Genomic DNA, 14,715 nt, shown 5'->3' with positions numbered 1-14,715 from the left:
CCTTTTGTCTTGTGTGTGGGTGGTGTGTGGGTTTAGGGGGCGGGGGTTGGGGGTGTTCGTGTGTGGGGGTGAGGTTGTGGTGGTGGCTGAGGGCTGAGGCGTTCGGGGGCTGGTGACTTAGGGCTCCGGCTGAGCGCTGGCGTCTGAGGGCTGAACGCTGGTGGCCATCGGGCGGCTGGGCTGGTGGGTGCTGGCTTGCTGGCGGGTAGTGGGGTCTGGTGAGTGGTGGCTCAGGTTGGGGAGGGGCTGAGGGATTCGGCTGGGGTTGAGGGTGTCGTCTGGGAGGGCCCTTTACGGCAGGCCGGGCATTGCCCACCGTGGGAGCGTGGCTGAGGCCTGTCCAAGCACGCCACTCCAGCTGGACTTCGGCGAGGCGGGGACGGCGGGACGCCGGAGACGTGAGGTGCCGAGGCCCGAGGGTCTAACGGGCGGTGCGCCAGGCGAGGGGCAGGCGTACGGGTGGTGTCGGGCGATGTCCGGCGGTGCGCCAGGCGGGGGGCAGGCATGCGGGCCGTGCCGGGCGATGTCGGGCGATGCGCCAGGCAGAGTACAGGCGCGTACGGGTGGTGCCAGGCGATGTCCGGGGATGCGCCAGGCAGGGGCGCAGGCGTGTGGGTTGAGTGGTTCGACCGGTCGTGAAGACCGTGGCGAGGCCGTTGGCATTGGGGATCACAGCCATGTGCATGGGGAAGATGCTTCCGAAGGCGCGTCTGGTGCCGACGGATGGGAGCGGCATCGCGCGTGGAGCCGCACTGCGGTGGCCAAGGCCAGACCCAAGGCCAGACCCAAGGCCAGAGACAAGCCCAAGGAAGCCCAAGCCCAAGACGGTGACATACGCCGGCGACGTGACATACGCCGGTGACGTCGCCTGCGACCAGGCGAGTAAGCAGTGGCCACCCGCAAAGGGATAACCCCCATGGAGACCCCAATAGACTTGCCCGGTGAGCATGTCAGAGTTGCCGACCCAGTACACGCCTGCCGATGTCGAGACGCCGAGCTACGACCGGTGGGTAGCCGAAGGGTATTTTTCGGCTGACCCTGGCAGTGGGCGTGAGCCGTACTCCATTGTGTTGCCGCCGCCCAACGTGACGGGTGTGCTGCACATCGGGCATGCGCTCGACCACTCCATCCAGGACGCGCTGACGCGTAGGGCCAGGATGCAGGGGCGGGAGACGTTGTGGGTGCCGGGCATGGACCATGCGGGCATCGCCACACAGAACGTCGTCGAGCGCGAGTTGGCCAAAGAGGGGCTTTCGCGGCATGACCTCGGGCGTGAGGCGTTCGTCGACAAGGTCTGGCAGTGGAAGGAGGAGTCCGGCGGCCGGATCCTCGGCCAGATGCGCAGGCTGGGCGACGGCGTCGACTGGTCGCGTGAGCGGTTCACGATGGACGAGGGGCTCTCGCGCGCGGTTCACACGATCTTCAAGCGACTCTTCGACGACGGGCTGATCTACCGCGCCGAGCGCATCATCAACTGGTGCCCGCGCTGCCTGACCGCCCTGTCCGACATCGAGGTCGAACACAGTGAGGACGAGGGCGAACTCGTCTCCATCCGGTACGGCGACGGCGAGCACTCGATCGTCGTCGCGACGACACGGGCCGAGACCATGCTCGGCGACACCGCGGTCGCGGTGCATCCCGACGACGAGCGGTACCAGCACCTCATCGGCCAGGAGGTCGAGGTCCCGCTGACCGGGCGGCGTATCCCGATCGTCGCCGACGAGCATGTGGACCCGGCGTTCGGCACCGGCGCGGTCAAGGTGACCCCGGCGCACGACCCCAACGACTTCGAGATCGGCAGACGGCACTCGCTGCCTTCGCTGACCGTGATGGACGAACGCGGTGTGATCACCGCACATGGGCCGTTCCTCGGGCTGGACAGGTTCGAGGCGCGGCCAGCCGTGGTGGCCGCATTGCGGGCCGAGGGGCGGATCGTCGCCGAGAAGCGGCCGTACCTGCACTCGGTCGGGCACTGCTCGCGCTGCAAGACTGTGGTGGAGCCGAGGCTGTCGCTGCAGTGGTTCGTGAACGTCTCGCCATTGGCCCAGGCCGCGGGCGACGCCGTGCGCGATGGGCGTACCCGGATTCATCCGCCGGAGTTGGCCAAGCGCTACTTCGACTGGGTCGACGACATGCACGACTGGTGTATTTCGCGGCAGTTGTGGTGGGGTCACCGCATCCCGGTCTGGTACGGCCCGGGCGGCGAGGTCGTCTGCGTGGGGCCGGACGAGGCGGCGCCCGAGGGGTATGTCCAGGATCCTGATGTGCTGGACACCTGGTTCTCGTCGGGGCTGTGGCCGTTCTCGACGCTGGGGTGGCCGGACAAGACGGCGGCGCTGGAGAAGTTCTATCCGACGTCGGTGCTGGTGACCGGCTACGACATCCTGTTCTTCTGGGTCGCGCGGATGATGATGTTCGGCATCTACGCGATGGACGGCGAGGTGCCTTTCCGCACGGTCGTTCTGCACGGCATGGTCCGTGACCAGTTCGGGAAGAAGATGTCGAAGTCGTTCGGCAATGTGGTGGACCCGCTCGACTGGGTCGAACGCTACGGCGCCGACGCCACCAGGTTCACCCTGCTGCGTGGCGCCAATCCCGGCTCCGATGTGGCGATCAGCGAGGAGTGGGCGGCCGGTTCGCGCAACTTCTGCAACAAGATCTGGAACGCCACCCGCTTCGCCCTCATGAACGGCGCGAGCGTCGGCGAGTTGCCGGACGATCTGACCGCGGCCGATCGCTGGATCCTGTCCAGACTGCAGACCGTGATCAAGAGCGCCGATGCCGCCTTCGACGACTACGAGTTCGCCAAGGCCTCCGACCTGCTCTACCACTTCGCCTGGGACGAGGTCTGCGACTGGTACCTGGAGCTGGCGAAGATCCAGCTAGCCGAAGGCCGCGAGGGCACACGGCAGGTGCTCGGCCATGTCTTCGACGCGTTGCTGCGGCTTCTGCATCCGCTGGTCCCGTTCGTGACCGAAGAACTCTGGCGCGCGGTGACCGGCGGCGAGTCCGTCGTGGTCGCCCCCTGGCCGAAGCCCGATCCGCGTTACGCCGACTCCGCCGCCGAGGCGGAGATCCTCGCGTTGCAGGAGCTGGTGACCGAGGTACGGCGCTTCCGTTCCGACCAGGGCCTCAAGCCAGGCCAGAAGGTCGCCGCCAGACTAGACCTCTCGGGTACGGCCATCGCGGCACACGAGTCGGCCGCGCGTTCGCTGTTGCGGCTGGATCCGGCGTCGGAGTCGTTCGCGGCGACGGCCAGGCTCTCGGTCGGCGGGGTGAGCGTCGAGATCGACACGGCCGGAACCATCGATGTCGCGGCCGAACGCAAGCGCCTGGACAAGGACCTGGCCGCGGCCCAGAAGGAGGTCGCCCAGGCGACGGCCAAGCTGGGTAACGAGCAGTTCATGGCCAAGGCGCCCGACGATGTCGTGGCCAAGGTCCGCGGACGCCTGGACCAGGCCAATGCCGACATCGCCCGACTGCAGGCGCAGCTCGCGGCGTTGCCCGCCGGGTGAGCAGGTGATGGGGGAGGGGTTTCGGTGATCGGACCGAGGCCCCTCCGCTTTTGCCGGGCGGGGCCTCGGGTGCGGGGCGTCGGGTGTTCGAAGACACGCCGTCGATGTTCGTATGGAGATCCCTGGTTTGGTGAACACGAGCCAGGGGAAGGTACTTTCGTTACCGAAGACGGACGTGGCACGGTCTGCCGGCTGCTACAGTTTTCAACGCAGGGCAGCAAGCCCCGCGGAGACAGGGCCTCGACCGACAGGTCGAGGATGGTCTCCGGGGCTGATACTCTCACTGCACACCTTCTGAACCGCCTCCCGATTCGGGATGTGTCCGTACGATTGGACACAGACAGAATGTCGGAGTAAGTTACGAGGGTTGCCTCGGAAACGGGGCAAATCCGAATCCTGCCGGATCGGTCGATTTGACAAGAATCGTCCGGATCTGATAAGATCGGAACACGAAGTGGAGTGCCACCTGGTGGTTGAGGGTGTACGCGTCCGTTTCTTGAGAACTCAACAGTGTGTTAAAAGCCAGTGCATGATGCACAACCCCGTCGCGCTCACATTGTGGGTGTGATGGATTCCTTTGGTTGATACATGCAGTATCAGCCGGGTGAAACATTTCCAAGCATTGTTTGGAGAGTTTGATCCTGGCTCAGGACGAACGCTGGCGGCGTGCTTAACACATGCAAGTCGAGCGGAAAGGCCCTTCGGGGTACTCGAGCGGCGAACGGGTGAGTAACACGTGAGCAACCTGCCCCCGACTCTGGGATAAGCCCGGGAAACTGGGTCTAATACCGGATATGACACACGATCGCATGGTCTGTGTGTGGAAAGTTGTTTCGGTTGGGGATGGGCTCGCGGCCTATCAGCTTGTTGGTGGGGTAGTGGCCTACCAAGGCGACGACGGGTAGCCGGCCTGAGAGGGCGACCGGCCACACTGGGACTGAGACACGGCCCAGACTCCTACGGGAGGCAGCAGTGGGGAATATTGCGCAATGGGCGGAAGCCTGACGCAGCGACGCCGCGTGGGGGATGACGGCCTTCGGGTTGTAAACCTCTTTCAGCAGGGACGAAGTTGACGTGTACCTGCAGAAGAAGCGCCGGCTAACTACGTGCCAGCAGCCGCGGTAATACGTAGGGCGCAAGCGTTGTCCGGAATTATTGGGCGTAAAGAGCTCGTAGGTGGCTGGTCGCGTCTGCCGTGAAAGACCCGGGCTTAACTCGGGTTCTGCGGTGGATACGGGCCGGCTAGAGGTAGGTAGGGGCAAGCGGAATTCCTGGTGTAGCGGTGAAATGCGCAGATATCAGGAGGAACACCGGTGGCGAAGGCGGCTTGCTGGGCCTTACCTGACGCTGAGGAGCGAAAGCGTGGGGAGCGAACAGGATTAGATACCCTGGTAGTCCACGCTGTAAACGTTGGGCGCTAGGTGTGGGGTCCTTCCACGGATTCCGTGCCGGAGCTAACGCATTAAGCGCCCCGCCTGGGGAGTACGGCCGCAAGGCTAAAACTCAAAGGAATTGACGGGGGCCCGCACAAGCGGCGGAGCATGTTGCTTAATTCGACGCAACGCGAAGAACCTTACCAAGGCTTGACATCGCCCGGAAAGCATCAGAGATGGTGCCCTCTTCGGACTGGGTGACAGGTGGTGCATGGCTGTCGTCAGCTCGTGTCGTGAGATGTTGGGTTAAGTCCCGCAACGAGCGCAACCCTTGTTCCATGTTGCCAGCAACCTCTTCGGAGGGTTGGGGACTCATGGGAGACTGCCGGGGTCAACTCGGAGGAAGGTGGGGATGACGTCAAGTCATCATGCCCCTTATGTCTTGGGCTGCAAACATGCTACAATGGCCGGTACAGAGGGTTGCGATACCGTGAGGTGGAGCGAATCCCTAAAAGCCGGTCTCAGTTCGGATTGGGGTCTGCAACTCGACCCCATGAAGTCGGAGTCGCTAGTAATCGCAGATCAGCAACGCTGCGGTGAATACGTTCCCGGGCCTTGTACACACCGCCCGTCACGTCACGAAAGTCGGCAACACCCGAAGCCCGTGGCCCAACCCGTAAGGGGGGGAGCGGTCGAAGGTGGGGCTGGCGATTGGGACGAAGTCGTAACAAGGTAGCCGTACCGGAAGGTGCGGCTGGATCACCTCCTTTCTAAGGAGCACCGGCTGGGTCTAACGACCTGGTCTACGCTGTGATTGCAGGCGAATGTTCTGCACACGGCAGCTCATTAGTGGAGCACTGGCTAGTCAGCTGGACCGGGTCGCCGGGCCGCTAGTACCGCCCTCCTTGTGAGGGAGTGGGAACGGGGTTTCCGGGGGTTCGGGCCAGGTCTGGAACACACTGTTGGGTCCTGAGGGAACGGACCGGTCGGGCCCGCTGAGGCGGGCTCGCTGTCTGTTGGAGCCTCATTCAGGGCCATCCTCCTGCCAGATCGCATCGCCTCTTCTTCGGGGTGGTGGTCTGATGGCGGGTCGGGTTTGGTTGCTGTTTGTTGTTTGAGATTTGCATAGTGGACGCGAGCATCTTTGTGGCCAAGTTTTTTAGGGCACACGGTGGATGCCTTGGCATCAGGAGCCGATGAAGGACGTGGAAGGCTGCGTTAAGCCTCGGGGAGTCGCCAATCAGACGTTGATCCGGGGATTTCCGAATGGGGAAACCTAGCACCAGTCATGTGGTGTTGCCTCCGCCTGAATGTATAGGGCGGTTGGTGGTAACGCGGGGAAGTGAAACATCTCAGTACCCGTAGGAAGAGAAAACAAGAGTGATTCCGTGAGTAGTGGTGAGCGAAAGCGGATGAGGCTAAACCGTTTGCGTGTGATAGCCGGCAGGCGTTGCGCATGCGGGGTCGTGGGACCCTCTTGGAGGAGCTGCCGCTTCTCCGGACAGTGATAAATCCTTTGGGTAGTCGAAGCCTCTGGGAAGGGGCGCCGTAGACCGTGAGAGCCGGGTAGGCGAAACCTTTTGGACTGTTTGAGGGGATCCCAAGTAGCACGGGGCCCGAGAAATCCTGTGTGAATCTGCCAGGACCACCTGGTAAGCCTAAATACTCCCTGATGACCGATAGTGAACAAGTACCGTGAGGGAAAGGTGAAAAGCGCCCCGGTGAGGGGTCGTGAAATAGTACCTGAAACCGTGTGCCTACAAGCCGTAGGAGCTTGCACCAGCTTGTCTGGTGTGTGATGTGACTGCGTGCCTTTTGAAGAATGAGCCTGCGAGTTATGGTGTGTGGCGAGGTTAACCCGTGTGGGGGAGCCGTAGCGAAAGCGAGTCTGAATAGGGCGTTTGAGTCGCATGCTGTAGACCCGAAGCGGAGTGATCTACGCATGGGCAGGTTGAAGCGAGGGTAAGACCTCGTGGAGGACCGAACCCACCAGGGTTGAAAACCTGGGGGATGACCTGTGTGTAGGGGTGAAAGGCCAATCAAACTCCGTGATAGCTGGTTCTCCCCGAAATGCATTTAGGTGCAGCGTCACGTGTTTCTTGCCGGAGGTAGAGCACTGGATGGCCGATGGGCCCGACAAGGTTACTGACGTCAGCCAAACTCCGAATGCCGGTAAGTGAGAGCGTGGCAGTGAGACTGCGGGGGATAAGCTCCGTAGTCGAGAGGGAAACAGCCCAGATCACCGACTAAGGCCCCTAAGCGTGTGCTAAGTGGGAAAGGATGTGGAGTCGCAGAGACAACCAGGAGGTTGGCTTAGAAGCAGCCACCCTTGAAAGAGTGCGTAATAGCTCACTGGTCAAGTGATTCCGCGCCGATAATGTAGCGGGGCTCAAGTACACCGCCGAAGTCGTGGCATTCACACTGCAAGGTGTGGATGGGTAGGGGAGCGTCGTGTGCTGCGGTGAAGCGGCAGAGTGATCTAGCCGTGGAGCGTACACGAGTGAGAATGCAGGCATGAGTAGCGAATCGAGGGTGAGAAACCCTCGCGCCGGATGACCAAGGGTTCCTGGGCCAGGCTAATCCGCCCAGGGTAAGTCGGGACCTAAGGCGAGGCCGACAGGCGTAGTCGATGGACAACGGGTTGATATTCCCGTACCCGCTTTAACGCGCCCATACTGAACCTCGTGATGCTAAGAGTCCTTAACCCCTCCTGTGACCTTCGGGTCTTGGTGGGGTGAACGCTCGGACCGATCGGGTAGTAGGTAAGCGATGGGGTGACGCAGGAAGGTAGTCCAGCCCAGGCGATGGTTGTTCCTGGGGTAAGCATGTAGGGCGAGACGTAGGCAAATCCGCGTCTTATTAAGCCTGAGGTGTGATGCCGAGCCGATTGTGGCGAAGTGGATGATCCTATGCTGCCGAGAAAAGCCTCTAGTGAGTGTTATGGCGGCCCGTACCCTAAACCGACTCAGGTGGTCAGGTAGAGAATACCAAGGCGATCGGGTGAACTGTGGTTAAGGAACTCGGCAAATTGCCCCCGTAACTTCGGGAGAAGGGGGACCTCTGCTGGTGATAGGCCTTGCGCCTGGAGCTGGTGGGGGTCGCAGTGGCCAGGGGGAAGCGACTGTTTACTAAAAACACAGGTCCGTGCTAAGTCGTAAGACGATGTATACGGACTGACGCCTGCCCGGTGCCGGAACGTTAAGGGGACCGGTTAGCGACGTAAGTCGCGAAGCTGAGAACTTAAGCGCCGGTAAACGGCGGTGGTAACTATAACCATCCTAAGGTAGCGAAATTCCTTGTCGGGTAAGTTCCGACCTGCACGAATGGCGTAACGACTTCCCCGCTGTCTCAACCGCAGACCCGGCGAAATTGCACTACGAGTAAAGATGCTCGTTACGCGCAGCAGGACGGAAAGACCCCGGGACCTTCACTACAGCTTGACATTGGCGTTTGGAACGTCTTGTGTAGGATAGGTGGGAGACTGTGAAGCTGTCACGCTAGTGGTGGTGGAGTCATTGGTGAAATACCACTCTGGTCGTTTTGAACGTCTAACCCTGGTCCGTGATCCGGATCGGGGACAGTGTCTGGTGGGTAGTTTAACTGGGGCGGTTGCCTCCTAAAGAGTAACGGAGGCGCCCAAAGGTTCCCTCAGCCTGGTTGGCAATCAGGTGTCGAGTGTAAGTGCACAAGGGAGCTTGACTGTGAGACTGACGGGTCGAGCAGGAGCGAAAGCTGGGACTAGTGATCCGGCGGTGGCATGTGGAAGCGCCGTCGCTCAACGGCTAAAAGGTACCCCGGGGATAACAGGCTGATCTTCCCCAAGAGTCCATATCGACGGGATGGTTTGGCACCTCGATGTCGGCTCGTCGCATCCTGGGGCTGGAGTAGGTCCCAAGGGTTGGGCTGTTCGCCCATTAAAGCGGTACGCGAGCTGGGTTTAGAACGTCGCGAGACAGTTCGGTCCCTATCCGCTGCGCGCGCAGGAGACTTGAAAGGAGCTGTCCCTAGTACGAGAGGACCGGGACGGACGAACCTCTGGTGTGCCAGTTGTTCCGCCAGGAGCACGGCTGGTTGGCTACGTTCGGAAGGGATAACCGCTGAAAGCATCTAAGCGGGAAGCTCGCCTTGAGATGAGGTCTCCCACCATGAGAGTGGGTAAGGCTCCCAGTAGACGACTGGGTTGATAGGCCGGAGGTGGAAGCACGGTAACGTGTGGAGCTGACCGGTACTAATAGGCCGAGGACTTGACCACAAAGCATCTTGCTCGCGTCCACTAGGCAATTCTGAAACCACAAACAGCTGGTCTGTTTGACAGTTTCATAGTGTTACGGCGGTTATAGCGTGGAGGAAACACCCGGTTACATTCCGAACCCGGAAGTTAAGCTCTACTGCGCCGATGGTACTGCACTCGGGAGGGTGTGGGAGAGTAGGTCGCCGCCGGACAATCTTTCGAGAAGGGCCACCCTGCTTGTGCGGGGTGGCCCTTTTTGCGTTGTACCGAAAGTGAGTGTGTGGGGCCCGCAAGCCTGAGCAGTCCATCGGGTCAGTAGGGTTGTGGTGTGGATTATCGTGCGGTAGAGCGGGCCATCATGGAGCGCGGGGTCGAGTGGGACTTCGAGCCGACGCTCGACAGGATCACGGCGCTGATGGATCTCCTCGGGTCGCCGCAGCAGGCGTACCCCGTCATTCACATCGCCGGCACCAACGGCAAGACGAGCACGGCCCGGATGGTGGAGGCGCTGCTCAAGGAGCGCAATCTCCGGGTGGGGCGGTTCACCAGTCCGCATCTGGTCTCGATGAGAGAGCGGATCTGCGTCGACGGCGAGCCGCTGAGCGAGGAGCGATTCGCCGAGGTGTACGAGGACATCATCCCGTACGTCGAACTCACCGATACCAAGGGCCGGCGCATTCAGTATTTCGAACTGCTGACGGCCATGGCCTATGCGGCATTCGCCGACACTCCTGTCGACGTGGCCGTGATCGAAACCGGCATGGGCGGCACCTGGGACGCGACGAACATCGTCGACGGCGCCGTCTCCATCATCACGCCGATCTCCCTCGACCACATGGACAGGCTCGGCAACGACATCGCCACCATCGCCGGTGAAAAGGCCGGAATCATCAAGCCCGGCGGCACGACGATCCTGGCCCAGCAGGAGCTCGAGGCCGCCGAGGTGCTGATGCAACGCGCTGCCGACACCGGCGCCGTCGTCGCACGTGAGGGCCTGGAGTTCGGCGTACTGAACCGCGAAGTCGCACTCGGCGGCCAACTGCTGGCCCTGCGCGGCCTCAAGGGCGTCTACGAGGACGTCTACCTTCCGCTGTACGGCGCCCACCAGGCGGGCAACGCCGTGTGCGCACTGGCCGCGGTCGAGGCCCTGACCGGCGGCGACGACCCTTTGGGCATCGAGCTCGTACGGCAGGCGTTCGCACAGGTCAGCTCGCCCGGACGGCTTGAGGTCGTACGGCGCACGCCCACGGTTGTCCTGGACGCCGCGCACAATCCCGGTGGGATGGTCGCGATGCTGGAGGCGTTGCACGAGGCGTTCGACTTCAACAAGGTCGTCGCGGTCGTCGCCGTCATGCAGGACAAGGACGTCGCGGGCCTGCTCGAACTCATGGAGCCGATCGTCGAGGAGATCGTGGTGACGCGTAACTCCTCACCGCGTTCGATGCCTGCGGGCGAGTTGGCGGCGCTGGCCGAAGGGGTGTTCGGCGCCGATCGCGTGCACCTGGTGGACCGGCTGGACGACGCCATCGACGTGGGGATCGGCCTGGCGGACGCGGCCGGGGAGTTCGCCGGGGCCGGGGTGCTCATCACGGGATCGGTGGTCACGGCGGGAGATGCCCGGCATCTGCTGAAGGTCGAAGGCTGACCGGATGTGGGGACAGCTGGGGCCGGTGTTCCGGGTTTTTCGGCGAAGGTGAAGGGGTCATGAATATTGAGGTCACGCCCACGCTCAGGCGGTTGTGCGCCAGTGTGCTGGGGATGGAGGCGATCGTCGCCGGGCTGATGACGCCGGTCGCGATCATGGTGGGCGGTGTCACGCCGCCGCTCGCCGTGGGAGTGGGGATCGGCCTGGCGTTGCTCTGTGTGATCGTCGCGGGGCTGCTGAAGCGTCCGTTCGCGTACGTCGTGGGTAGTGTTGTGCAGGTGCTGGCGATCGCTTCAGGGTTCGTGGTGCCGACGATGTTCTTCCTTGGGGTGATCTTCGCGGCGCTTTGGGTCACGGCAATTATCGTCGCTCGCCGTGTCGAGGGCGTGACTTCCCGCTAAAGTCGGCCACCATGGCCGTACCCCCCATCGAGCGGTCCGCCGAGACCGACGCGCATTCCGTGGGACCGGAGCGTTCAGCCAGGTCGTCCTGGCCGCTCGACGTTGTCCTCGGACTCCTCATCGTCGCCGCGTTGCCGCTGGCGATCGTGGCGATTCCCAATACCGTTTCCGTGGTCGGCGGGCTGTTGCCTCCCGGTGTCGACCGGCTTGAGCTGATGCGTGCCCATGGGCTCGCGCTTCCGGCGATGATGCTGACCGTGCCGCTGGCCGCCGTGGCCGTGCGCCGGTTGAAGGCCGCCTACGTGCTGATGGCCGGGCTGGTCGTGCTGGCCCTGGCCGACGCCGCGGGCGGGTTCGCCGGGTCGGCGTGGATGGTCACCGTCCTTCGCGTGCTGCACGGCGTGGGTGCGGGGCTGCTCGTGCCCGCCACGCTCGTCGCCGCGTGGGGGCGTGCTCCCGTCGTGCGGGCCGTGTGGAGCGGCATGCTCGTGGTGAGCATGATCCTCGCTCAGGCGATGGCCCTGTGGCCGCTGGACGGCGTCGACGACTGGCGTATCACGCTGCAGCCGTACCCTCTGCTCACCGGGGCCACGCTGGCGCTCGCGGCGGTGTACCTCGTGCTGTGGCTGCGCAGCGGGGAGGGCGCGGAGAGCGGGCCCAAGGCGGTCGAGCGGAGTCGGCTGACGCTGACGGCCGTTCCCGCGGCTGGGATCGCGGTGCTGGCGATCGGCACGACGTACAACTGGTCGCCTTCGCTGGTCGTGCTGGCGGCGCTGGTGTCCATCGCCACGTTGCTGGCGCTGGCCTCGATCGGCATGTTCGACGGGGCCGGTGGGCGGACGCTGGCGTACGCGATGGTCGCGGTGGGTGTGGTGCTGCTGCCGACTGCGGCTCAGGTCACGACCATCGAACTGCGTGGTCTCGGCGGGCCCGGGCTGAGTGGGCTGTGGCCCGCGTTCGTGGCCGCGGCCGTGCTGGGGATCGCGGCGTCCGTGGTGGCCGGGCGGGTGGATCAGGCGAAGGCGTTCCGGCTTGGTGGCGCCGGGCTGGTGCTGGTGGTGCTGGGCCTCGCGGCCGTACGGCTGATCGTGCCCGCGGCGCAGGGAGCGCTCGTCGGGGTGCCGTTCGTGTTGCTGGCCGTGGGGGCCGGGGTCGCTTTGACGGCGGCGTTGCGGCTGGCCGGGGTCGGGGCCGCGTTGTTCGGGCTGTCGTTGTGCTTTCCCGGGGTGCTGGCGGGGTTCCTGCTGGGGTCCGGGATGCAGTTGGTGCTGTTGAGTGATGTCGCTTCGGCGCAGGAGATCGTGTCGCGGTTGGTGGGGGCGCTGCATCTTTGGGCGTTCGTGGGTGGGGTGTTGGTGGTGGCGGTGATCGTGCTCGGGGCCTTGTTGGGGAGGCGTGGGGCTGGTGCTGGTGCTTCGGGGGGTTCTGAGGCTTCTGGGGGAGGTGTGCCTGCGGCTCGGGTGGGCGAAGGGGATGCGGCTCGGCGGTTCGAGAAGCGGCTGGTGGCTCGGGGGGAGATGGGAGAGGTTGGGGAAGGTGGGGTTGGTAGTGGTGGGAGTGGGGGTGGGGCTCGTGGGGATTTGCTGGCGGCTTCTGGGGGTGGGGCTGGGGTCGGGGGTGCGGGGTCGGCCGCTGGTGCGGGCGCGGGTGCTAGTGCGGCTGGGGCTGTGGTTCGGAGGGAGGAGGCGGCTGATGCTGCTGGCGAGAGTGAGCGGGGTGGTGTGGGGGTTGGGCGGCCTGCTGCCGGGGAGGCTGGGCCGGTGGGGTTGAAGCCCTATGCGGAGCGGGGTGGGGTGGCTGGTGAAGGTGTGCGGGCGGCGGATGCAGTACGGCCTGCTGGTGGAGGGCAGGGCGGGGAGTCTGGGCGTGGGGTCGTGCTGGGGAGTGTGGGGGCGGAGGATGGGGGCTCTGAAGTGGGGCCTGAGGGTAGGTCGGAGGCTGCGGGCGCTGAGGTGGGGGCTAGGCGTAGGTCGGAGGCTGGGGGCGAGGCGGAGTCGGGAAGCAAGGCTGCGGCACTCGCTGGCGGGAAGGGGGCTGGTGCTGGCCTTGGTGCCTTTGCGGTGGTGAGCGCCGGAGTGTTGGGGGGTGTTGGGGTGTCGTCGGAGGGTGTGGAGAGGGATGATTCCGCCGACGCCGACGCCGACGCCGACGCCGACGCCGACGCCGACGCCGACGCCGACGCCGACGGCCATGCCGATGGCGAGGGCCAGGCCGGAGGCGGAGTCGCTGTTGTGGGGAGTGCTGGCGGTGGCGAGGTTGTTGCCGGTGGGGCTGACGACAGCGGTAACACTGGCAACGGAGTCGAGATCCACGTCGGTGACGTCGGTGACGTCGGTGACGTCGGTGAGGTCGGTGAGGTCGGTGAGGTCGGTGAGGTCGGTGAGGTCGGTGAGGTCGGTGAGGTCGGTGAGGTCGGTGAGGTCGGTGAGGTCGGTGAGGTCGGTGAGGTCGGTGAGGTCGGTGAGGTCGGTGAGGTCGGTGAGGTCGGTGAGGTCGGTGAGGGGGCCGGGGAGCCTGGTGGCTCTGAGGTGCGTGGTGGGGCGGGGGAGTCTGGGGAGTTGGGCGGGCTGGGGGAGTTGGGGGGAGAGGAGGAGTTTGATGAAGGAGAGCGGGTGACTGGGCCTATTGCGGTTGTGCCGTTGCCTTCGCCTTCGCCTGAGGATCGGTGAGGGCGGGGTTTGCCGACCACGGGATATCGGCGTGGGGACGGTAAACTTCGCGCGTTCGCCGCATTGCGCGACCAAGACGTATCTGTTCAAAGGAGAACTTTCGTGTCCGAGCGCACTCTTGTCCTGATCAAGCCCGACGGGGTGAAGCGCGGTCTCATCGGTGACGTGATCGCCCGCGTGGAGCGCAAGGGCCTCAAGGTCGTGGCGTTGGAACTGCGTACCCTCGACGTCGACACCGCCAAGGCGCACTACGCCGAGCACTCCGAGCGGCCGTTCTTCGGCGAGCTGGTGGAGTTCATCACGTCGGCTCCGCTCGTGGCGCTGGTCCTTGAGGGGCCGCGCGCGATCGAGGCGTTCCGCGGGCTGGCCGGGCTCACCGACCCGGTGAAGTCGGCTCCCGGCACCATCCGTGGCGACCACGCCCTGGAGATCGGCGAGAACGTCGTACACGGCTCCGACTCGCCCGAGTCCGCCGCACGCGAGATCAAGATCTTCTTCCCGGACCGGTTCTAGGAAGTCAGTCGGCCTGTCGGGTCGCGTACCGACATCGCCGCTGCTCGGGCCTGAAGACCTCTCGGTTTTCAGGCCTTCGGGCTGTTGGGGGTGGAGGTGGGGGCCGAGGGCGGGTTCTGGGGCTATTGGCGCTGTGGTTGTTGCCGGAGCCGGCTGTGGTTGTTGCTGGAGTTGGCTGTGGGTGTTGGTGGCGCTGGTGGAGTTCTGGGACCAGGGATGGCTGGCCGTGACGGCTGGTCGTTGAGTGCCGTGATGGTGACGGCTGGTCGTTGAGGGGCGATTCGCCGTCTGCGGTGGGGTCGGTTTGGCTGTCGGCGTTGCTCGCCGGTTGCTCGGTCGATGACTTGGCTCGCGGGCGAGGCGACAGG

5 protein-coding genes and 3 rRNA genes are annotated in these 14,715 nt (G+C 64.2%); all 8 read left to right on the top strand.

Features of this window, described 5'->3' with window-relative positions; translation table 11 throughout:
- Nucleotides 1-947 precede the first annotated feature (947 nt).
- The 8 genes from ACTWNK_RS34100 (at nucleotide 948) to ndk (ending at nucleotide 14,347) form a co-directional block, all read left to right on the top strand.
- Nucleotides 948-3,515 (top strand): valine--tRNA ligase, encoded by a 2,568-nt coding sequence (locus ACTWNK_RS34100; RefSeq protein ID WP_474311065.1) that lies wholly within the window; start codon nucleotides 948-950, stop codon nucleotides 3,513-3,515.
- Nucleotides 3,516-4,138: 623 nt separating this feature from the next.
- Nucleotides 4,139-5,658, top strand: a 16S ribosomal RNA gene (locus ACTWNK_RS34095).
- A 378-nt stretch (nucleotides 5,659-6,036) separates the two neighbouring features.
- Nucleotides 6,037-9,140: ribosomal RNA gene (locus ACTWNK_RS34090) — 23S ribosomal RNA — on the top strand.
- Nucleotides 9,141-9,214: 74 nt separating this feature from the next.
- Nucleotides 9,215-9,331, top strand: a 5S ribosomal RNA gene (gene rrf / locus ACTWNK_RS34085).
- The 16S, 23S and 5S rRNA genes sit together here, the layout of an rRNA operon.
- Before the next feature lie 146 nt (nucleotides 9,332-9,477).
- Nucleotides 9,478-10,764, top strand: a complete 1,287-nt coding sequence (locus ACTWNK_RS34080) for a bifunctional folylpolyglutamate synthase/dihydrofolate synthase (RefSeq protein WP_474311064.1) — start codon at nucleotides 9,478-9,480, stop codon at nucleotides 10,762-10,764.
- Between the two features lie 59 nt (nucleotides 10,765-10,823).
- Nucleotides 10,824-11,165: a DUF4233 domain-containing protein gene (locus tag ACTWNK_RS34075; protein WP_474309023.1), complete on the top strand. Its 342-nt coding sequence runs from the start codon at nucleotides 10,824-10,826 to the stop codon at nucleotides 11,163-11,165.
- An 11-nt stretch (nucleotides 11,166-11,176) separates the two neighbouring features.
- The gene (locus ACTWNK_RS34070) at nucleotides 11,177-13,834 is read left to right on the top strand and encodes a hypothetical protein (RefSeq protein WP_474309022.1); all 2,658 of its coding nucleotides are present in this window, start codon (nucleotides 11,177-11,179) and stop codon (nucleotides 13,832-13,834) included.
- 102 nt (nucleotides 13,835-13,936) lie between these two features.
- Nucleotides 13,937-14,347 (top strand): nucleoside-diphosphate kinase, encoded by a 411-nt coding sequence (gene ndk / locus ACTWNK_RS34065; protein ID WP_474309021.1) that lies wholly within the window; start codon nucleotides 13,937-13,939, stop codon nucleotides 14,345-14,347.
- Nucleotides 14,348-14,715 lie beyond the last annotated feature (368 nt).

The organism is Nonomuraea sp. IBHARD001 (assembly GCF_056106265.1).
Note: the sequence above shows the minus strand (reverse complement) of the source record. Positions and strands in the feature narration are given on the sequence as shown.